The sequence below is a fragment of the Acaryochloris sp. IP29b_bin.148 genome (genome assembly GCF_028285565.1).
In the GTDB taxonomy this organism is placed as follows: Bacteria; Cyanobacteriota; Cyanobacteriia; order Thermosynechococcales; family Thermosynechococcaceae; genus Acaryochloris.
Genome location: NZ_JANQOY010000147.1, coordinates 25,967 through 45,422, shown reverse-complemented (window position 1 = coordinate 45,422; position 19,456 = coordinate 25,967). Strand labels below are relative to the sequence as shown.

At 48.9% G+C, this 19,456-nt stretch carries 20 protein-coding genes; 8 read left to right on the top strand and 12 right to left on the bottom strand.

All coding sequences use genetic code 11. The features are described 5' to 3' along the window. Position 1 precedes the first annotated feature (1 nt). Positions 2-430, top strand: coding sequence for a single-stranded DNA-binding protein (locus Q0986_RS14140; RefSeq protein WP_299411368.1), 429 nt, complete (start codon positions 2-4; stop codon positions 428-430). 9 nt (positions 431-439) lie between these two features. On the opposite strand, the gene purD is transcribed toward Q0986_RS14140, so the two are convergent. The 3 genes from purD to Q0986_RS14125 form a co-directional block, all read right to left on the bottom strand. Further along, positions 440-1,723, bottom strand: a complete 1,284-nt coding sequence (gene purD, locus Q0986_RS14135) for a phosphoribosylamine--glycine ligase (RefSeq protein WP_299411371.1) — start codon at positions 1,721-1,723, stop codon at positions 440-442. 66 nt (positions 1,724-1,789) lie between these two features. After that, a complete protein-coding gene (locus Q0986_RS14130) occupies positions 1,790-2,521 on the bottom strand; it encodes a class I SAM-dependent methyltransferase (RefSeq protein WP_299411365.1) in 732 nt (243 codons plus the stop codon). Between the two features lie 48 nt (positions 2,522-2,569). Continuing rightward, complete coding sequence (locus Q0986_RS14125; protein ID WP_299411363.1) at positions 2,570-2,746, bottom strand: hypothetical protein; 177 nt, start codon at positions 2,744-2,746, stop codon at positions 2,570-2,572. A 258-nt stretch (positions 2,747-3,004) separates the two neighbouring features. Here Q0986_RS14125 and Q0986_RS14120 point away from each other — a divergent pair, with 258 nt between their 5' ends. Further along, positions 3,005-3,502 (top strand): hypothetical protein, encoded by a 498-nt coding sequence (locus tag Q0986_RS14120; protein WP_299411361.1) that lies wholly within the window; start codon positions 3,005-3,007, stop codon positions 3,500-3,502. Positions 3,503-3,550: 48 nt separating this feature from the next. Here Q0986_RS14120 and Q0986_RS14115 read toward each other — a convergent pair whose 3' ends face one another. Next, positions 3,551-4,435, bottom strand: a complete 885-nt coding sequence (locus Q0986_RS14115) for a PhnD/SsuA/transferrin family substrate-binding protein (RefSeq protein WP_299411358.1) — start codon at positions 4,433-4,435, stop codon at positions 3,551-3,553. 315 nt (positions 4,436-4,750) lie between these two features. Between Q0986_RS14115 and Q0986_RS14110 the strand changes: the two genes are divergently transcribed. Both Q0986_RS14110 and Q0986_RS14105 read left to right on the top strand, forming a co-directional pair. Beyond that, on the top strand, positions 4,751-5,671 hold the full coding sequence (locus tag Q0986_RS14110) for a DUF3365 domain-containing protein (protein WP_299411356.1): 921 nt from the start codon (positions 4,751-4,753) through the stop codon (positions 5,669-5,671). 348 nt (positions 5,672-6,019) lie between these two features. Then, positions 6,020-7,210, top strand: a complete 1,191-nt coding sequence (locus Q0986_RS14105; protein WP_299411354.1) for an ABC transporter permease — start codon at positions 6,020-6,022, stop codon at positions 7,208-7,210. On the opposite strand, the gene Q0986_RS14100 is transcribed toward Q0986_RS14105, so the two are convergent. From Q0986_RS14100 to Q0986_RS14090, 3 genes are all read right to left on the bottom strand, one after another. Then, positions 7,199-7,540 carry an MGMT family protein gene (locus Q0986_RS14100; RefSeq protein ID WP_299411353.1) on the bottom strand — a complete coding sequence of 114 codons (342 nt, stop codon included), beginning with the start codon at positions 7,538-7,540 and terminating at the stop codon, positions 7,199-7,201. The two genes, Q0986_RS14105 and Q0986_RS14100, sit on opposite strands and share 12 nt — an antisense overlap. Positions 7,541-7,610: 70 nt before the next feature. Further along, on the bottom strand, positions 7,611-9,086 hold the full coding sequence (locus tag Q0986_RS14095; protein ID WP_299411352.1) for a VanZ family protein: 1,476 nt from the start codon (positions 9,084-9,086) through the stop codon (positions 7,611-7,613). 258 nt (positions 9,087-9,344) lie between these two features. Further along, positions 9,345-10,016, bottom strand: a complete 672-nt coding sequence (locus tag Q0986_RS14090) for a riboflavin synthase (protein ID WP_299411351.1) — start codon at positions 10,014-10,016, stop codon at positions 9,345-9,347. 237 nt (positions 10,017-10,253) lie between these two features. Between Q0986_RS14090 and Q0986_RS14085 the strand changes: the two genes are divergently transcribed. The 4 genes from Q0986_RS14085 to Q0986_RS14070 all read left to right on the top strand — a co-directional run bounded on the left by Q0986_RS14085 (position 10,254) and on the right by Q0986_RS14070 (position 14,523). Further along, positions 10,254-10,766 carry a bifunctional nuclease family protein gene (locus tag Q0986_RS14085; protein WP_299411350.1) on the top strand — a complete coding sequence of 171 codons (513 nt, stop codon included), beginning with the start codon at positions 10,254-10,256 and terminating at the stop codon, positions 10,764-10,766. Between the two features lie 16 nt (positions 10,767-10,782). Continuing rightward, on the top strand, positions 10,783-11,955 hold the full coding sequence (locus tag Q0986_RS14080; protein WP_299411349.1) for an aldo/keto reductase: 1,173 nt from the start codon (positions 10,783-10,785) through the stop codon (positions 11,953-11,955). A 270-nt stretch (positions 11,956-12,225) separates the two neighbouring features. Next, positions 12,226-12,582 (top strand): DUF760 domain-containing protein, encoded by a 357-nt coding sequence (locus Q0986_RS14075; RefSeq protein ID WP_299411348.1) that lies wholly within the window; start codon positions 12,226-12,228, stop codon positions 12,580-12,582. Between the two features lie 45 nt (positions 12,583-12,627). Then, entirely contained in the window at positions 12,628-14,523 is a 1,896-nt protein-coding gene (locus tag Q0986_RS14070; protein WP_299411347.1) for a GTPase, read from the top strand. Here Q0986_RS14070 and Q0986_RS14065 read toward each other — a convergent pair. The 5 genes from Q0986_RS14065 to Q0986_RS14045 all read right to left on the bottom strand — a co-directional run bounded on the left by Q0986_RS14065 (position 14,515) and on the right by Q0986_RS14045 (position 19,064). Further along, entirely contained in the window at positions 14,515-15,612 is a 1,098-nt protein-coding gene (locus tag Q0986_RS14065; RefSeq protein WP_299411346.1) for a radical SAM protein, read from the bottom strand. The genes Q0986_RS14070 and Q0986_RS14065 overlap by 9 nt on opposite strands. A gap of 121 nt (positions 15,613-15,733) precedes the next feature. After that, positions 15,734-16,126 (bottom strand): MAPEG family protein, encoded by a 393-nt coding sequence (locus tag Q0986_RS14060; protein WP_299411345.1) that lies wholly within the window; start codon positions 16,124-16,126, stop codon positions 15,734-15,736. Between the two features lie 121 nt (positions 16,127-16,247). Further along, complete coding sequence (rsmG, locus tag Q0986_RS14055) at positions 16,248-17,036, bottom strand: 16S rRNA (guanine(527)-N(7))-methyltransferase RsmG (RefSeq protein WP_299411344.1); 789 nt, start codon at positions 17,034-17,036, stop codon at positions 16,248-16,250. 16 nt (positions 17,037-17,052) lie between these two features. Continuing rightward, positions 17,053-17,331, bottom strand: coding sequence for a 4a-hydroxytetrahydrobiopterin dehydratase (locus tag Q0986_RS14050; RefSeq protein ID WP_299411343.1), 279 nt, complete (start codon positions 17,329-17,331; stop codon positions 17,053-17,055). 65 nt (positions 17,332-17,396) lie between these two features. Continuing rightward, the gene (locus Q0986_RS14045) at positions 17,397-19,064 is read right to left on the bottom strand and encodes a DUF3352 domain-containing protein (RefSeq protein WP_299411342.1); all 1,668 of its coding nucleotides are present in this window, start codon (positions 19,062-19,064) and stop codon (positions 17,397-17,399) included. Between the last annotated feature and the right edge of the window lie 392 nt (positions 19,065-19,456).

The following is a 19,456-nucleotide window of genomic DNA, read 5'->3' as shown; positions in this document are numbered from 1 at the left end:
AATGGCAGAGATTACCAAAGCCCCTCAACTGCGATATACCCAAGATGGACAAACTGCCATCTCCGAGATGTGGGTGCAGTTTCCCGCTTTACGGTCGGGCGATCCCATGTCTACCATCAAAGTGACGGGCTGGGGAAATTTGGCCCAACAAATTCAAGAACAGTTCCACGAAGGGGATCAGGTCATTATTGAAGGCCGATTGGGCATGAATACGATTGATCGCCCGGAAGGCTTTAAGGAGAAGCAAGCTGAGCTGACCGCTTCTCGGATTCACACTACCGATATGTCCATCAGCGCTAGTGCCACGCCAGCCGCCTCCCCTGCTCCGGCCAGTCAAGCACCTGCGGCACCTGCAGCACCTGCAGCTATCCCAGCTCCACCCCAGCCCCAAGCAGAGGCAGAGCCCAATTACGATGACATTCCCTTCTAATCGCTCAGCCTAATCCAGGTTGATATTGATCTGACGCTGACCAATATCCTGGCGATAGTAGCACCCTTCGAATTGAATGGCAGGGATAGCTTGATAAGCAGTTTTCAAGGCTGCTTCAAAGGTACTCCCGTGTCCAGTCACCGCCAGCACCCGTCCCCCGCTGGTGACGATGTCTTGGCCTTTGAGTTGGGTGCCTGCATGGAAGACAGTCACGTGCTGGGCTTCGGCATTGGCGATACCGGAAATGGGAAAGCCTTTTTGATAACTGTCAGGATAACCGCCGGATGCCAAGACGACGCAGGCAGAAAATCCTGATTGCCACTGAATATCGGTTTCCCGTAATGTCTGTTGGGTGCAGGCCAGTAAAAGCTGATCCAAAGGAGTGGCCAAGAGACTTAAAACGGCTTGGGTCTCAGGATCACCAAACCGACAGTTAAATTCGATCACTTTAGGATCACCTGTCGGAGTGATAATCAAGCCTGCATAGACCACGCCTCGATAGTCAATTCCCTGATTTTGTAATGCTGCTAAAGTCGGCTGAAGAATCTCCACCTCAACCCGCTGCATCAATTGAGGCGTCACCCAGGGAACGGGAGCATAGGCTCCCATGCCGCCCGTGTTTGGACCCGTATCCCCTTCTCCAATCGGCTTATGGTCCTGCGCCGGAATCAAGGGTTTAATGGTTTTGCCGTCGGTCAGAGCTAACACCGAGACCTCTTGCCCGGTCAGATATTCTTCAATCAGGACGGTTTGACCCGCCTCGCCAAATTTGCCAGAGAAGGCTTCGGTTATGGCGTTGAGCGCTTCATCCAAGGTGAGGGCAACGGTCACCCCTTTACCCGCCGCCAGACCATCGGCCTTGATCACAATGGGAGCGCCTTGTGCCTGAATATAGGCTTGGGCTGCATCAGCCTCGGTAAAGGTTTGCGCCTCAGCAGTGGGGATGCCAGCCTGAGTCATCAGAGTCTTGGCCCAGGTTTTACTGGCTTCTAGTTGGGCACCCGCTTGGGTGGGACCAAAGACGGGGATTTTGAAAGGCTGTAAAGCATCAGTAATGCCTGCGGCTAGGGGTGCCTCTGGCCCGACTACAACCAAGGCAATATCGTGTTCCTGGGCAAATTGACCGATGGCAGCAAAGTCTAGCTCAGAAATATCAATATTTTGGCAGTTAGCAAGGGTCGCAGTACCGCCGTTTCCGGGTAAACAATAGACTTGCTGTACCGTTTGCGATCGCAACAAGGACCACGCCAATGCATGCTCGCGACCACCACTGCCAATCACTAAGATATTCACGGCCACCTTCCACTCAACAGAGAACATCCTATCGTCTGGGTGACGCCAGCGGTATGGGGCAACTGTCTAAAACTTGACTTTAAACAGGTGAAACAGCTCTTGACTCTCCGCCTTCATTACCTTACCCCCTGCCGTTTTGATCAAGCTTTTCCAGTTCTCCAAAGGCTCAGGAAAGACTTCTGCCCCTAAGTAGGTTTCCAGGATAGACCAGTTATCGGCCAACTCACTCTCTGGATCGATCACATCAAAGACTAGAACACTTCCAGGTTTAAGCACTCGCTTGATTTCTGTGAGTACGGTTTGCCAATAGTCCTGGGGGAAATAGCAGCTAAAGCCAGTGGCCACCACGCCATCAAACTGGTTGTCGTCATATTTCAGGTGATGGGCTGGACCACGTTCTACCCCTCTGAAGAGCTTGGAATTTAACTGCGGTCCTCGGCTATTGACGGCTTCCTGGGCAACCTTACTCAGCTCTTGACCATAGAAATAGGCTTCCCACTCAAACCAGGGATAAACCAAAAAGCTAAGCCCACAGCCAATATCCAGCCAGTGTTGCTTTTTCTTCGGTTTCTGAAACTGCCAAAATTCAGAGGCAATTCTGGCTTGCAGACGCCCCGCATTCCATTCCTGAAAGACAGGCATGGCTTCCACCTCTGGCGGCAGCTCAAAGGCCGCCTGTTCATACTCGCGATTAAACCGTTGGGTCACCGATTGGATTTGCTCCTGCCATTGATCATCAGGATTGGCTAACTGGGGCAAACTGGTATACAAATTCGTTTGCTGCTGTTTTTTAGCCATAGGGTGACTCAGGAATATAAGGTGGGCATCTGAATAAGGGAAAAGAGATTAGCCTTTGAGCGCTTTGACAAAATTCTGTCGATAGGACTTGTTCGCTAACATCACAGGCCAAAGCAGGGTCAGAAAGAGGCGATTGGAGGTGAAATTCGTCTGTCTAAACCCTGCCCAAAAGCGCCAGCCGCCGCCAACATAGACCACAACTAACAATAGCCATACTAAAGGCATAGAGGGTATCCTCCCGATCAAGAGTTTGACGATGATAATGCCTCAATTTTAGTCCACAGCTACGGGAATTGTTACCATCTGCACAGTCTGTAATGCCCCGTTGATTTAAGCTTCAGAAATTGATCTGATCTTTGATCTCCAGCGCTGCAATGGCTCTTTTTCGCCACCAGTGCAACATTGGCTGAGGCGAAGACTTCATGCTTTTGCAGGGGCACTAGGGTAATGTCATGATGGAACAGAATGTAACGGGAATGAGCGATGTCCCAGTCTTCCCATGATCCAGATGCGGTCTCTGTCGAGATTGAAGTCATCACGGATGATGACTATCAACAGACCCTAGCGGAACAGAAGCACCTGGCCGAGCAAGATAAAAAAGCAAGAGAGCAAGCTCGGCAAATTTTGCAACGTTATGATCAGGGCTTTACGCCGAATTTAATTCAAGATATTCGCCTGTCTGCTTTTGATTCCTTGACGGTGAGCCGAGCCATTATGCAGTTGCTACGCTTGAGCTTGGCGGAAGATGAATCCTGTGCGGTGGGAGAACCTCGATTGACCTATACGCGGGGACGTAATTTTGCGATCGCACAACAATGTGGTCAGATTCTCTATCAACTGGGCGGCATGCCGTTGATGGAACGCGTCTTAACACGCCTGATTCCACCGTTTGATCAAGAAAACTTAAGTCAGTCTTGGCAAAACATTGGTACGTGGTCTGTGGCTGTCATCGATCCCAGTCCAACAGCTAGATTGCCTTAAACTATTGCGGCCAAAATCAACCCCTGATAGTCGAACCCCAGAGCAAGCCTATGGTGTAGGAGCAGGAGACTCCTTTGCTTCGTATATTGGGGCAGGCTTTTCCCGAATGCGCTCAGCAATCGGCTGTACCCGCTTCACAACCTTGATTAAGTACTCATAGTTAGGGGGATTGGCATTTGAGATATACCCTACTGATCGCTTTGTCTTTGGCGCAGCCGATTCTAGAGCATCCAGCAGTTTATCTTGTACATCAGCATTAACCTTAGGACCAATTAAAACGGAACCGGGAGGGACAGAATGAGAATCCCGATGCAAAATCCGAAATGTTGTGTCTTTAAACTCAGAACGATACCGTTCAAATTCAGCTAAGGATAAAGCACCAGCAATGACTTCACCTTCATCAACCCATCGCAAAATCTCTTTTGGCGTTGAACCAAACTTAATTTCTGTGAGGGTTAAGCCGTACAAATTAAACACTGGGAAATAATATCCTGTGGCTGACCCTCGTTGCCCCAGGGCGACCGTCTGATTGGCAAGATCCTTGATCGCCGTTGACGGGTTATCATCCCGAACAACGATAACGGAGCGACCGCGATCCCCCCCTGTACGGGGTATAAGCGGTACATACTGGGCTTGAGAGATGGCGATAGCTGCGAGACCAGGCGGTGCAAACACCAGATCCCACTTCTGACTTTCGATTTGATCAATCGCTTGAATCTCATTCAGGGCCGGTTGGAGTTCGACCAGGCTTTTCAGCTCAGCCCCTAAATGGTCTTTCAGCTCAGCATATTGTTCTAGTGAGCGAGCTCCCTCGCCATAGCTCACCACACCCACCACCAATTTCTTTAAGGTTGAATTCTCAGTAGGATTACAGGCGATTAACAACCATAAAACTGGAAATAAGACAATTAAGAAAAAACGACGTGAATACATCTTCAAGATTGTAAAAAAAATTATCTAAAATGCGTCTGACTGAGCTTGTCGTAGTCAATATAGCTAAGCTAAGCTTAGAATTAGCTTGAACCTAGTCATATCAATTGTTTCAAAGTATCACAATATAGAGAAAAAATGAAATAATATCTCAGCATAGATTCAATCTCTACCGTGGTATGAAAAATAGATTAGATATGCCAATATTTATTCGACAGCAAGAAATGATTACTTCCCCATGTACTTAAAATTTGCCTGAATCATTTCATTCTTTTTAAGGACGAGACTCATCTAACATAATAGTTAAGGAATTATAAAATGTTCCAAAATCTCAAGTTGGGCGTTAAGTTAAATCTTATTTTGCTTTCGGTTTTTCTAATTATTGTTCTCATTAATGGTTTACTCTTATCCAACATTTTACAAAAAAATGCCGAGCAAGAAGTTAAGGATAAAGCCTTAGTGCTGATTGAAACGATGACTTCTGTACGGGAATATACCAGCAGGAACGTTACTCAAAATACAATCAAAAAACTATCTCCAGAGTTAGAGCTAGACGGTCAATTTATTAAAACTAGCGTTCCTGCCTATTCTGCCAATGAAGTCTTTAACAATCTTCAAAGTCGGGAGCAATATAGCGATTTCTTTTACAAAGAGGCGACCTTGAATCCTACAGCCCCAGGTGACAGGGCTGATAAGTTTGAAGCTGAAATTGTTGAGAGATTTCGTGACCAGCCCGACTTGCAAGAACAATTTGGGTTCCGCAAGGTCCCGGCAGGCAACCTATTCTATATCGCCCGCCCTTTACAAATTAAGAATGAGAGCTGCTTAGTTTGTCATAGCACTCCCGATAGAGCGCCTGCGAGTCAGATTAAAACCTACGGCAAGGAAGGTGGGTTCGGTTGGGAACTCAATGAAATTGTGGGTGCCCAAATGATCCAAGTTCCTGCTAGCAAAGTGTTTGCAGAAGCTCGACGACTGCAACTATTAGTCATCGGCATCTTAGCTGCGGGATTTATCATCGCTGCCATTATTCTCAACTTGTTCTTGAAATTCTCAATTATTTCTCCTTTAACTAAAATGTCGAAGTGGTCTCGGGATGTCAGTACTGGGACATTGGATGCTGATTTCGAACATAAGCCTAATGATGAAATTGGGGTTTTGGCTGCATCGGTGAACCGTCTGAAAGTCAGTTTAGAAATGGCTATGAATATGCTGAAGCAGAATCCTGAGAATCCCTAAGACTTAAGTTCAGCTTGGGTAAATAAACTGAGATCTTGCGCCCAGATCTCAGTTTTTGTATGGGGCCTCCGACCTCCCAGTCATGGGAGGTGCCAACCGCTAAATAGTAAACTTCATGCGAGGAGGTTTGCTTGTTCCTCAGTAGATGCGTTGAGTTGGGGGACGTGGGTGTGAAACGTTTTATCAACATTGAGCGACTCCATAGCTTACTCTCCTATGTTTAAGGCCCCCTCCCCCAACGGTTGGATGCGTCCGTCTTCAACGTTGATGAACGAGTGAGAACTTGGCGTGGGTTAATCATGCGAGGACCTACAATGTGGAAGTCTTCAGGACCAAGGACGGAAAATCATGAATTGGTGGCAGCAGCTTCGCCAGAAAAAATTGGCTCGATTTGGAGCCGCCATTCTAATAACGTTCTACGTATTAGTGATTGGAGCCGACTTTGTTGCTCCCTATGCCCCCTGTGACACAGAAACTATTAATACTGGGGCCTGTCAACCGCAAGTGAATGGGGCCTTATTGCCGCCCACTCAGATTTACTGGAACAATGCGGATGGGAAATGGATGGGTCCCCATGTCTATCCCACTACCCTTGAACCCATCGACTGGCGAAATAAGGAATCTAAAGCTTGGCAAACCGGCATCCGAGATTTGCAAGTGGATCGGACCCAACCGTCCCCCATTCGCCTGTTTGTCAAAGGCTGGAACTATCGATTTTTGCAATTAAAGCTCCCTCTACCGACTCAGCTTTCTTGGTCCGACCCCAAAATCGATCAGGTTACAGTATTTCCAGGTGTCGCCTTTGACCGCCACTTGTTTGGCACCACTGGCCCAGGCTATCTCAATATCTTAGGTACTGATGACCAAGCCCGTGACCAACTTAGCCGGATTCTGTTTGGGGGGCGGATTAGCCTCAGTATTGGTTTAGTGGGGGTCGCCATTTCTTTACCTTTGGGTATGCTAGTCGGCGGTATCTCAGGCTATTTTGGCGGTTGGGTTGATAGCATTTTGATGCGTTTGGTGGAAGTCTTAATGACCATCCCTGGTCTGTATTTATTGGTGGCACTGGCCGCTATTTTGCCGCCCGGTCTATCCAGTAGCGAGCGCTTTTTGTTGATTGTTTTAATTACCTCATTTGTGGGTTGGGCAGGGTTAGCTCGAGTGATTCGCGGTCAGGTCTTGTCGATTAAGGAACAAGAGTTTATTCAGGCAGCCAAGGTAATGGGAGCTAAACCGCTATATATCATTACCCGCCATGTCCTTCCCCAAACAGCCACCTATGTGATTATTTCGGCAACCCTAGCCATTCCTAGTTTTATTGTGGCGGAATCAGTGTTGAGCTTGATAGGCCTCGGAATTGAACAACCCGATCCCTCTTGGGGCAATTTGCTGTCTCTATCGACCAATGCCTCTATTCTAATTTTGCAACCTTGGCTGGTGTGGCCCCCCGCTATTTTGATTATTTTGACGGTACTGTCTTTTAATCTGTTGGGTGACACACTACGCGATATTTTGGACCCCAGAGGTTCACTCCAGTAGATCTGGCTGCCAACGATAGCGACGCAGATCCAGTTTGTCTTGGTGATTAAAGGTGATGCCTTCCTGTTCCAGCAAAATGCGTTGGAGGTCATCGCTTCCCTGACGTTGAGGTGAATGGGAAATCATGCCCTGAGCATTCACGACCCGCTGCCAGGGAATATTAGAATCTGGTGCCACTCGATACAGAGCATAGCCAACCTGGCGGGCATGACGAGGTCTGCCGAGTAGCTCCGCAAGTTGACCATAGGTGGCAACTTTTCCAGAAGGAATTTTGCGTACTAACTGATAAATCTGCTGATAAAAAAAGCTTTGATGATCTGAGGTTTTCATCGGTCTATAGATTGAGTCACTAGCTCGCCACTTTTTAGGTGAAAATGGCAAGAAGAAATAGAGTAGATCACTAAAGCTGATACTTTTCTAGAGTGACGAAGTATAGCTTGGTGCCAACCCAGCAGAATAAGATAATGGCTAGCACCTCAATACAATCAAATAACCAAATATTGAGGCCATTAGTATATACGCTAGAAATGAGAAAAGCGAGTATTGAGATACTGATCACATATTGGGTATTTTCTCGGGATGATTGAATGTTTCCTGTTTTTTTGAGTAGCTCCAACAAGAAGACTGCTGGTTCAAAAGTGAAGAAAATAAATAACCATTTGTATAAGTCAAATTTAAATAACTCTAGCCTCCATTCTGAGTAAATCTTAGATAGAGGCTGGAAGAAATATAGACTGGAGAGGAGAGAGGTTCCTCTTTTGCTGTTGATCTTATCCTTGTAAATTTGGAAGGAAACACCATCATAGACAATCACGAAAGTTTGATCTATGGAATTTTGAGTATAGTCATTTAAAATTAATTCAGGAGTGATGCTTGATAACCCAGACAATGGAAAGCGAATTCGACACGTGAGTTGTTCGCCTTGAATACCTAAAATAAGGTTTGCGCGATCTATATCGTCAGCAATTGCTAGAACAGTGCCGAATCTAGGATTGATTCTAGAGTTGATTTTGAGTGCCAATGTAAAAGCTGAATTGGCTTCTATACGACTGATAAAGTCAACCTTATTATTGTTGATTAAATACCAAGGGTTATTGTCTCTATCTTGTACAGATGAAGACGGGGCGCATAAGTTTATCTCTGAAGGTAAATGATGGTTGGCTGTCTGGATATCCTCCTCCAATAGACAATAGAACGCTAGGGATTCATAACTATTTGCATCGAGCTTGAAGTCAAGTAACTGCTCAATGCTCTCTGATGCTAGGGCTGAATCGAACATAAAAATATTAGATGCTTGACCTAGCCATGGACTGTCTCCGCTTGCAATATTGCCAATGGTCAAAGGATAAGAGGTTTGCCAGTTACTGATTTGAGTTTGGCTAGCAAATATAAATAGCCCTAAATAGACCGATGTGAAATACCCGGCAAATCCAATGATGCAGGCTTTCTTGTTGAGATTAATTGCAGAAATTTTATTTGCAGGTGATGAGAGTTGCCAGGCAAATAAACCGCCTAAAAAGCCACTCAATCCATTGCAAATAATATCTGATAAGGTGGGATATCGAGCTGGAAGAAAATGTTGCAAAATTTCAACCAGAAGTGATATCAAAACACTCATCAAACCAACGCTAGTCAGACATAGAGAGGCGTTGTGATGAGGACGTCTGAGCGTGAGTGCATAGCTACTGAATCCTAAGGGAAAAAAGAGGATCAGGTTTGCCAATATATCGATTGGATTCGTTGGCGTACTAATCGCTGATATTGTGGCTTCTCGAATGTTCAAAGCATGAAAGTCAAAGGCAAATGGGGACAGTGTGCTAGTCGCGATCAAGGTGAGTGAACCTAGCCACAACGTTACTATCATCACTAATTCCATTCTTTGATGCTTCATGCTTGATCAAATAATGAAGAAGACTGAAATACTGTGGACGTCGAGAATTTTATACCATGACGGTGAGTCGGTAGATTCGGTAGCATGGCTCGACGTCTTCCAGTCACCGAACTAGAGAAGATCTTTGACTGCGCTTTGAAAGGGTGTCATGGTCTCATAAGGTGATGAAATGCGGAATTTTGAGGTCTGTTTTTGGTACAGTCCCCGAGCAATTGCTAACGGTATTGATGACGAGGAAAGACCTTACAAGTTGCCGAATCCGTGGGTAGTCAGAAATTCGGTCGTTATTTCGGGCAGCGGATCGGTGGTGGTGGAAGAATGCCCTGGTAAACGCAGGAGTTTGGCCACATATTTGCCCAACACATCTGTTTCAATATTGACCTGATCGCCTGGGTTTAAGTCTTGTAAGTTTGTGTTGGCAAAGCTATGGGGAATGACGGCTACTTTGAAGTGATTACCGTTGTCGTCGCAGTCAGCGACCGTAAGACTAACGCCGTTGATGGCTACGCTGCCTTTGGGGATGATAAAGCGTGCGATCGCATCCGGTACTGTAAAGCTCAGCTCCCAGGAGGTCTTAGTTTGTTGCAGTTCTTGGAACACTCCCACCTCATCAATATGGCCCGTGACAAAATGGCCACCGAGCCGATCGCCTACGCTGAGCGCCGGTTCCAAATTCACGGCTTGGTGAGTATACAACCGCTGAGAGAGAGTGGTGCGCTGCACCGTTTCGGGAGAAACAGACACCACAAAGCCTTGGGCGACGAGCGTCTCGACGGTTAAACAGACGCCATCCACCGCCACACTATCGCCGATGGCGAGAGTATCCCAAAACGGGACCGCTTCGCACTTTACCAGTATTTGCTGTTGGCCTTGGGGCTGAAGATAGCCCAATCCTTGGATAAGTCCTGTAAACACGTGCTGATCGAGCCGTTATGAACATCAGTATTTCCTACATTGTCAAATTCTGATCGCCTTGGCTAGGATCGGGAGGGAGAATTCCAACCTTATTTTTTCAGATCACCTGGATTCAAAGGGGCTTAGCTGATGCTTTAAGCTTTAAGTTGCCTTAAAGAAATTATAGAGAATCCTTAATGGTGTTTGTTTACATGAGAAGGTATCCTCCATGGCCATCTTTTCCTTGGGTCTACAAGCATGATTGAAATGAATGTTGCTGGTATTGCCTTGGATGCCGCAACGCGAATGCCTATCGTTCTGTTGAAAGATGCATCGGAACGTCGCGCTTTACCCATTTGGATTGGTCAAACGGAAGCTCGGGCTATTCTCACAGCCTTAGAGAGTCACAGGACACCGCGTCCGATGACTCACGACTTGATCGTGACCTGCATGGATCAGTGGGACATTGACCTAGAGCGAGTGGTGATCCATTCGCTGCAAGATAATACCTTTTATGCGGTCTTGACCCTGCAGCAGGAAGATGAGAAGAAAGAAATCGACGCCCGCCCGAGTGATGCGATCGCACTAGCGCTACGCATGGATTGCCCGATTTGGGTCCTAGAAGAAGTGGTTGCCGAAGCCTCCATTGCAGTTGATCAAGAAGCTGATCTGCAAGAACAAGAAGAATTCCGCGAATTTATCGATAATATTCGTCCCGAAGACTTTATTCAGAGTCAAGGCGGTAGTGGACCATCGGCCGAATCCAGCTAATCGCTAGCAGCGCCCTATGAAATATCGCCGCTTTGGCAAAACCCATCTGCATTTGTCGGTTTTTTCCTTGGGAACCATGCGATATTTGCAGTCGGCTCAGAACGCCGAAGCAACGCTGCTACGGGCCTTTGAGCTCGGCATCAATCATATCGAAACTGCGCAAGGATACGGGCAAAGCGAAGTCTATTTAGGGCAGATGATTCAGGCTTTGGGGCTGGCACGGGAGGAGGGCTGTTGGCTACCGGAACCCTACCAAACGCCGGACGCCAATCGCCTCTACATTACGACCAAAATTACGCCCCAGCCGGATGCCCAGGCTATGGCGGAGGCCATCGATCGGTCCTTGGAACGGCTAGGACTGGAGACGGTGGATTGTTTAGCCCTTCATGGACTGAATACTCCAGAGCACTTGGCCTGGGTACAAGAACCGCAGGGGTGTATGCGGGCGGTTCAGGCAGCCAAAGCGGCGGGGCGGATTCGTCATATCGGGTTTTCCACCCATGGTTCCTTAGCGCTTATTCTAGCGGCCCTGGAGACGGATTTATTTGAGTTTGTGAATCTACACTACAACGTCTTCTTTCAGCGCAACGCGCCCGCTGTTGAACTGGCCAACCAGAAAGAGATGGGCATTTTTATTATTTCACCTGCGGATAAAGGGGGATTGTTATACACGCCCCCTGAACAGCTACAAGACCTCTGTCAGCCGCTGGCCCCCTTGCATATCAACGCTCGGTTTTTGCTCAGCCAGCCAGCGGTGACGACCTTGAGTGTGGGCGCAGCAAAACCGGAGGAATTGGATTGGCCGCTTGCGATCGCAGATCAAATTCATCCCTTAACAGACATAGAACAGGCCATTCTCAACCGACTTCAAACTCAAATCCAAACGGTTCCTAACCCGTGTCAGCAATGTTACGCTTGCTTACCCTGTCCAGAAAATATCAATATCCCAGAGGTTTTACGGTTACGGAATTTAACACTCGCATACAACATGGAAGAATTTGGCCGCTATCGTTACCGCATGTTCGAGAATGCGGGGCATTGGTTCCCAGGGCGACGAGGGAATCGCTGTACAGAGTGTGGGGACTGCCTACCCCGCTGTCCTGAGCATCTTAATATTCCCGCATTGCTGCAGGAGACGCATGGACGTCTCCAAGGTCAGCCTCGTCCTCGCCTGTGGGAATCGATTTAGAATTGAGAGGAAACGGGCCAATCTCCTGGATATGCCAGCCTGGCAATCGAAGCAGGCATCGCCAAGTCTTGAGACTCGCCAAATAAGTTTACAATCGTTTATACTACCGTCAAGAAACCAGAACGCTTGTTCACCCAGTCATAAAGTTCTGATTTCTGGATGAAGTGTTGATCAAACAACCTTGAGGTTCGGGCTTCTCTCCATCGAGAAACTGGGCATACTAGGGGAAGTGGTGACACAATAAAAGCAAGCAGATTCTGAGGGTACTTTATGGCCTTTGACCCCGAAAACGCCAACTTCATTATGAGTGATTCAGAGGAGGCCCAGGCCAATCTCTTAATCAAATATTTACAAAATCAGCCGCCAGAAGTTCTGGCCCGAGTTGCCAAGTCCGTCAGCCCTGAGATCAAACAAATCATCTCGCAAAATGTTCAGGGACTGGTGGGTGTCCTGCCGAGTGAAGCCTTTAGTGTTCAAGTGGTAACCGATCGCGATAATCTGGCAGGCTTGCTGGCCTCCGCCATGATGACCGGCTACTTCCTCCGAAAGATGGAACAGCGGATGGAATTGGATACGAGCCTTTTGGGTAATGGTCTCTCTTTTGATCAAGATTCTGAAGACGCTTAGCGTCCGTCAAAGATAGACCATTCTTTAACCCCGTCAATTCGCCCTATGATGCGTCTCAAGGTCTGGCAGTGGATCATTTTGGCCTTACCCGTCATTTGCGTGCTCGGGTTTCTGGGGATTGCGGCTGCGTTGCAAATCCATCAGTGGGGACTGAGCTGGATTTGGGCTGTGGTGATTGTGGTGTTTTTAGTTTGGCAATATTTGCTGGTACGCTGGCTGCGGCTGCCGGAGCAAATTGCCGCAGAAGCCAGAGCGTTTATTCAAGATAAGGCTGAAGCCACTCTGACGGGACAGCCGCTCCGGGAACAAGCCGAAGCGGAGATTCAAACCCTTCTGATTGCCGCTCGAGAGGATGTCTTACCTTGGGAAAACTGGGCACAGTTCTTTAGCCGCTGTCAAAGCTTGATTGAGGCAGTTGCCCATGTGTATTACCCCACGGTTAAACGGCCCTTTCTCAATATCTATGTGCCGGATGCTTATGGGCTGTTGCGCGGAACCGTAGACGATGTCGATCAGTGGATGCAAAAGCTCTCCCCTGTCCTTGGCCAAGTGACGGTGGGACAAGCCTATGAAACCTACGAAACCTATCGAAAACTTGAGCCTGCCGCTCGCACGGCGGTGAAGGTTTGGCAATGGTCCCGGTGGATTTTTAACCCGGTGGTGGCCTTAACCCGTACCTCTACACAATCCTATCGGAACCAGGCCAATCAACAGTTGTTGGCCAATTTAGGGCAGATTGTCCGAGAGACCACTTTGCAGGCACTAGGAGAGCGAGCTATTGCTCTCTACAGCGGCGAAGCCTTACGCACCTTGGAAAGCCTGGAGCCGAAGCTACCCGGAGTCCAGACGCAAACCCTACAAGAGATTATTACAGCAGCCGCACCTGCTGAGGCTGTGGCGCAAGCTCCCTTGAATGTCCTCCTGGTGGGGCGAACGGGAGCGGGTAAGAGCAGTTTGGTGAATACGCTGTTTGGCCGACAGACAGCAGCCGTGGATGTGTTGCCCAGTACGGACACGTTGCAGTCTTACCCGTTCCAGAATGATTTAGATGAGACCCTGATTCTCTGGGATTCACCGGGCTATGAGCAAAGCGGACGTGACGATCTGCGGCAAGCGGTGATTGAGAAGGCTGCTGAGACCGATCTGCTGTTGCTAGTTACGCCTGCCACCGATCCTGCTTTACAAATGGATCTAGCGCTTTTAGAGGAGATTCGAACCCAAGCCGATGATCTGCCTGTAATTAGCATTGTCACTCAGGTGGATCGGCTCCGACCGATTCGAGAATGGTCGCCGCCCTATGATTGGCGGTCGGGAGATCAACTGAAGGAGACCTCGATTCGAGAGGCGATTGCCTATCGCCAGGAGATTTTGGGCGAGGTGTCGGCGGCAATTTTGCCCATGGTTACAGGGGATACAAGTCAGGATCGGTCAGCCTGGGGAGAAACGGAACTGTCCGAAGTGATGGTGAATACCTTTGACCCAGCAAAACAGGCCCGGATGGCACGATTTTTGCGCGATCGCACCGCTCGTATCACCACTGCCGCCAAAATCATCAACCAGTATGCCTCCCAAATGAGCACAACTCAAGGACTCACGGCCTTGCTCAAGAGTCCCATCTTAGGGTTCCTGTCGACAATGATGACGGGTTCCCCGGCCTTGGCAACGGCCCTGGCAACCCAGTTGCCGATAGAACAATCCCCTGTGGTAATGGGGAAATTACAGATGGGCTATGAGCTATTTACCTTGCTGGCCGAACCCGATACGCATCCAACCTTTGACTTTTTGGCCCTGTGGCCGTTACTCCTGGAAACCGCTCCCTCGATTAAGGAAGATGCCTGGGCCTTTGGTCAAACCATGGTGGAGTTTTGGGCGGGCAAGGTGGGCGTCGAGCAATTACCAGAGCGCTACCAAAGTTATCTCAGCAAGGCCACGCTAGCCTAGACACGCTTGATATAGACCTTTCAAGCTGGGGCGATCTGCCGTGGCCACCCCCCGCATTAACCCGGTTAGATTGCAGACACAAGTCTGACAGTCTGTAGCGTCTCGGAGGATGCATTTCCCGACGCTTTGGCCGTCAAATCCCAAGCTCGTGACTCGTCGAGCCACGGTACATTGAGCGGGGGTTTGAATCACAAAGGGGGCATCAAATAGGTAGGAATTAACCACAGGCTGGTTGAAGGGAAACAAATCCCAGCCATACTGAGCCGCCGCTGTTGCAATCATTTCCTTCATAGTTTGCCGATCCGCTAGCGTCAGGGTATTCGGATCCTTAGGGGAATGGGTGGCGGCACCAGATACCATAATGCCTCTGAGTTTGGTGACAGAGGTGACCAGCCATTTCACGGTTTCAGGAAATAGAGGAAGGCTAGCTTTGGTAAGGGTAATGTGGGCATAAGCACCGCGCTCTGATTCATTAATATTGCGAACAATGGCAGCCGCCATGCCGTTCAGATTTTGGTAGGTATGATTCTGAAAGAACCCTAGTGGATCTCGGGTTTGATTATGGTGGTCTGGGGGGCCATCAATACTGACGCTATAAACCACCGAGCGCGGCACTTTAGGAAATTTGGCAGAGCCATTGGTCACCACCCAAACCACCGGAAATTTACGGGCAGCATATTGAATCACTCTAGGAGCTAGAGTGGGCTCTCCACCGACCAAGGTAGCCAGGACCATCCCTTGGCGCGAGAGTTGGTCTAGAGTTTGATAAATGGCGTGGTCTTTGGCTTTATGTTCCGTGGGAGAAAGCTGCAGATATCCTTGGACGCGTTGGGTTTGATTCCAGTCCGAGGGATAGACATAGCAATAATGGCAACCGGCATTGCAGCGGTCGGTAATTTCCACGGAAGCCCCAAAGGGGAGGGACTGTTTTTGCCGCCTCGATTTGAGGACGATGGTGAGAGCCCCCAGAAAGGCTCTGGTAACGACGAAATTCCTTTTGATCCAGCTGAGTGGTGAATATTGGGGGCGGTAGGGACTGAAGGGGTGGGGTCGCCTGGTTGGACTCGATTGCCGATTCTGGGTGAGCATAATTGAGTATGGCTAAGGGGAGATAATGCTGCAGTATTAAGGCTTTTAGATTGAAATACGAGCATTTTACCAAGGAGGCTTTGGTCGGTCTGAGATCAGATGCTGTTTGTCTGGTGGAGTATTAAGTTTGCTGGGAGATTGCTGCTAGGACAAAGAGGCTGACGATGCAGAGCATGCCCATTTGCCAGCTGAGGCTGCGGAGGTTGGGTTTGTCGGTGATGTAGAAGCTGGCATGCAAGAGTCGAAACAGAATAAAGGCCGAGGCAACGATATCAATCTGAATTTGGGGGACTTGGGTTATGTGTGCGACGAGCACGGCAGCAGCAAATCCAGGAAAGGTTTCAAAGGCGTTGAGTTGGGCAAGATGGGCACGACGATGCCATCCGGTGAGAGTTTCGTTAAAGGCGCGCGGGTCTTGAACATAGTCAGCTTTGGTGACGCCAGAACGGGCGAGTACTGACAGAATGTATGGTGCTAGCAGTGCGACCAAGATACACCAGAGGCTGATGGTCATGTTGATGGCAGGTGGTGAGACAACTGGTTTAAGACTAAAGCCATCGATTCAAAGGCTAATGAAGTGTTGGAACTCAGACTGGCATTTACTCAGGAAGCACAATAGGCTTTCAGATATGGTGTTACAACGGGCGGCGAGCAGGTAACCCTACCCGACGAGGAAATTTTGCATCCGTTGGCTGGACCTTTCGCAGATAAACCCAGTGTCTGACCCCTTGTGAGAGCGGTAAGTCTACCGACAGCACAGACACCATCTCTCCGCCTAGTTGTGGTAGCGCCATCTCCAATCCTTGTTGTTCTTCCAGAGTCCACTGTCCGCGATAGAGTACTGCATAACCCTCCATACCCAACAAAGGGAGCGCATACTCTGCACAAACCGAGGCTGGTCCCACCGCTCGGATCAACGCCAGATCAAACGATTCTCGATAAGTGGGAGATTGGCCCAGATTTTCGGCGCGATCGCAACAGGTGACCACCCGCTCTAATCCCAGTTCTGCAATGGCCTCTGCTAAAAAAGTGAGCTTTTTTTGGGTTGAATCCAATAGGGTTAAGGGCCAGGTCGGTTGTGAGATCGCAACCGGCAGTCCTGGAAATCCACCCCCTGTGCCAATATCGATCGTCTTAAGAGGCGTTGCCGGAGGCTCAACCCGATCGGTTACGGCTTGTAACCACAGTGGGGGGGCTGCTGGGCGCGGTAACCAGGGTGCAATGCCCACTAAAGAGTCCCACAAGTGCTTTTCCCAAAAGGGGTGGGGGTCTGTAATCCGGGTCAGGTTGAGATGTTGATTGGCCTGTAATACGAGTTGGAACAGCCGTTGGTATTGCGGTTGTTCAGTCGTGGGTTTCCACCCTAAGGTTTGTTCCCATAGCTCGGATTGCCAGGGGAGCTGAGCATGGTTGATCTCCTGCATGCAGTCGTTAGTCAGCCTACAAATTAGAAATCGTTTGCGCCATTTGGAAGTCCATATCCGTTAACCCCCCGGCATCATGGGTGGTCAGGGTAATGTCGACTCGGTTATAGCTAATGTAAATATCGGGATGGTGGCCTGCTGCTTCTGCCGGGTCCACCAGACGATTGACAAAGGCCATCGCCGCCAAAAAGTCTTTGAATTTGCGAGTCATTTGCAAAGACTGACCATCCGTATGCCAATCTGAGAGCGTCTGGGCTCGCTCACGAATCGTGGCGTCATCCAACTTAGCAGCCATAGGGAACCTCCAATCTTTTGATGGCAGACCCGCAGTGAATTGTGCCTAACCAAGGCGAAACTGCTTTAAGATCTTTTCTTTAGTTTGACATGAATGTCATAGCGCGTACTCCATTCATTTTGAATGGCGGTGGTGACGCCAATGGTCTCAATCCCCTGCATCACTTTAGTGGTCTCGGAGGTCAGTTTGGGCAAGAGGGGATTAGTCTCTAGCAGGCCCAACATGCGAGGCATATCCACAAAGAAATGACCATTATTTGGATCGAGATCGGAATCTGTTGCCGCTTTAAATCCTGCTGCTTGGGTCAAATTTTCCTTGGGTGGTTGCAGCAAACGGTTGGCAATCGGAGCCCCGAAGGTCAAAAAGGCCACATCATTATCCAGCCAGCCATGACTGGCAATGGGGAGTCCCGGCGGCACTTTCCAGGTGATCACTGTTTTGTTATCAATTTTGGATTCTGCCACTAAAAAGTCAAAGCGATCGCGCATGGCATCATCCAAGGCTTGAAAGGCCTGATTAGCGGTGGCTCGATCCTTGGCTTTAGCCATTAAGACCACGCCAACGCCTTGGCCCTCTGGGTCTTGGCTGGGGACTAAGGCACTCAAAAATTCACCATCCATCCAGTTCACAAACTGGTTGTTGAAATCAACCCCCGTCCGTTGATTTAAATCGTCATTCCACGCTTTAGGGTTCAGGGGAAACACCAGCTTAGCGATATTTCCCTGGGCATAATCCCGCCATACCTGCTGGAAATTGCCCCCCGAAGCCATCATTAAGGTATCCTGCGGCAAATTTTTGGCAATATCCTTCGCCTCATTTTTCGCCTTTAAGGTTTCCTTGGCCTCTGGATGGAGCCAAGAGATCGCTTTAAAGCGCAGACCATCTTCGACTAAACGCACTGTGGCCCCAATTGCCTGAACATCTTGAATCCGCTCCTTACTCGCAGGAGATAAGGGCACCCGACTCATTTGGGCCGCAGCAATGGGGACATTGACATAGACCCTTGCGATCGCATTCTCGCTCTCAATCTCTTTGAGCGCATCCTGATACCGAGGAACATCCGCCAAAGCAGGCTTCCCTTTATGGGTATCCACGACCGCATTAATCGGAGTATCTGCCTCCGTAAACACAAGCCAGCGATCCTCTAAAGTGGCAAAGCCATACCGTTTACCATCCTCTGCATCAAATTCATGGATATCGATCTGTTTATAAGTCCGTTTATCCACCTGGCTGGCCGAAGTCAGCAGTTTTTGTTTAAATTTCTGCTCGAATTGTCCCTGATCACGAATGGGGACCACCCAAACCGTGGCCTGTTGGCTTTGAAATTCAACGGATTCAACCGTAGGCGGCAACAGCGCCATCGTCACTTGATTCGCCGACCAGGGCCGAATATTGTCGGCATAGGACAAGCCATAGGGTTCCAGGACCCGATTCTCGAAGGTTTGGATGCGTTGACCCCAACTTTTTTGGCTGGTGGTCGTGCCAAACTTAGCCAGTTGCTGCCACTGATTGGCTTCCGTGGACAGGGTCACACTTAACATCACATCTTGAGGAACCACCTTGGCCCCCAAAGGCAACGGCCCTGACTTTTGATCGCCTTGGAGAAGCAAAAACGCCACAGAGCCGCCAATCACTAACAAAGCCGCCCCCCCTAACGTCAGCAGCAACGAACGAGGCTGCTTTTTTTTGGACTTCCGTTGGGTGGATTTAGGTCTAATTCGTCGTTCGCTCATGATTGCGTTTTATCCAAGACTTAGAGGTCAGTATGCACAACTTCACTAACTTTGGTAAAGTCTTCTTTCTAGAAATCAGCAGGGAATTCAGTGGATGGTTGCCTTCACTACCCTTCTTAAAGGTCAGTTTTTCTGAACTCAAAACGGAGATATTTGATCGATTGCCTTGTAGGACGGTGACGTTTCCCTACACCCTCAAATAGGGATGCATTCCTGATGAAGACCCATTATAGCGATGCGATTTGGGAACCCATACATAGAATTTCTTCACTCATTGAATCACAATATCTCCATTCTGCTTGGCAGTTCGGAGGAGACAAAAGTTGAGAAAACCCTCTATTTTTTGGGCAGCAATTCTACTGTTCCGCTTGCTGAAAGAAGGGTTTCTTGCT

Coding starts and splice junctions, on each gene's coding strand:
- Q0986_RS14120 (WP_299411361.1), top strand. CDS start 3,005: ATGTCCCAGTCTTCCCATGATCCAGATGCGGTCTCTGTCGAGATTGAA.
- Q0986_RS14080 (WP_299411349.1), top strand. CDS start 10,783: ATGAAATATCGCCGCTTTGGCAAAACCCATCTGCATTTGTCGGTTTTT.
- Q0986_RS14095 (WP_299411352.1), bottom strand. CDS start 9,086: ATGGAATTAGTGATGATAGTAACGTTGTGGCTAGGTTCACTCACCTTG.
- Q0986_RS14050 (WP_299411343.1), bottom strand. CDS start 17,331: ATGGCTGCTAAGTTGGATGACGCCACGATTCGTGAGCGAGCCCAGACG.
- Q0986_RS14115 (WP_299411358.1), bottom strand. CDS start 4,435: ATGTATTCACGTCGTTTTTTCTTAATTGTCTTATTTCCAGTTTTATGG.
- Q0986_RS14075 (WP_299411348.1), top strand. CDS start 12,226: ATGGCCTTTGACCCCGAAAACGCCAACTTCATTATGAGTGATTCAGAG.
- Q0986_RS14110 (WP_299411356.1), top strand. CDS start 4,751: ATGTTCCAAAATCTCAAGTTGGGCGTTAAGTTAAATCTTATTTTGCTT.
- Q0986_RS14070 (WP_299411347.1), top strand. CDS start 12,628: ATGATGCGTCTCAAGGTCTGGCAGTGGATCATTTTGGCCTTACCCGTC.
- Q0986_RS14065 (WP_299411346.1), bottom strand. CDS start 15,612: ATGCTCACCCAGAATCGGCAATCGAGTCCAACCAGGCGACCCCACCCC.
- Q0986_RS14085 (WP_299411350.1), top strand. CDS start 10,254: ATGATTGAAATGAATGTTGCTGGTATTGCCTTGGATGCCGCAACGCGA.
- Q0986_RS14130 (WP_299411365.1), bottom strand. CDS start 2,521: ATGGCTAAAAAACAGCAGCAAACGAATTTGTATACCAGTTTGCCCCAG.
- Q0986_RS14140 (WP_299411368.1), top strand. CDS start 2: ATGGCAGAGATTACCAAAGCCCCTCAACTGCGATATACCCAAGATGGA.
- Q0986_RS14105 (WP_299411354.1), top strand. CDS start 6,020: ATGAATTGGTGGCAGCAGCTTCGCCAGAAAAAATTGGCTCGATTTGGA.
- Q0986_RS14125 (WP_299411363.1), bottom strand. CDS start 2,746: ATGCCTTTAGTATGGCTATTGTTAGTTGTGGTCTATGTTGGCGGCGGC.
- Q0986_RS14045 (WP_299411342.1), bottom strand. CDS start 19,064: ATGAGCGAACGACGAATTAGACCTAAATCCACCCAACGGAAGTCCAAA.
- Q0986_RS14060 (WP_299411345.1), bottom strand. CDS start 16,126: ATGACCATCAGCCTCTGGTGTATCTTGGTCGCACTGCTAGCACCATAC.
- rsmG (WP_299411344.1), bottom strand. CDS start 17,036: ATGCAGGAGATCAACCATGCTCAGCTCCCCTGGCAATCCGAGCTATGG.
- Q0986_RS14100 (WP_299411353.1), bottom strand. CDS start 7,540: ATGAAAACCTCAGATCATCAAAGCTTTTTTTATCAGCAGATTTATCAG.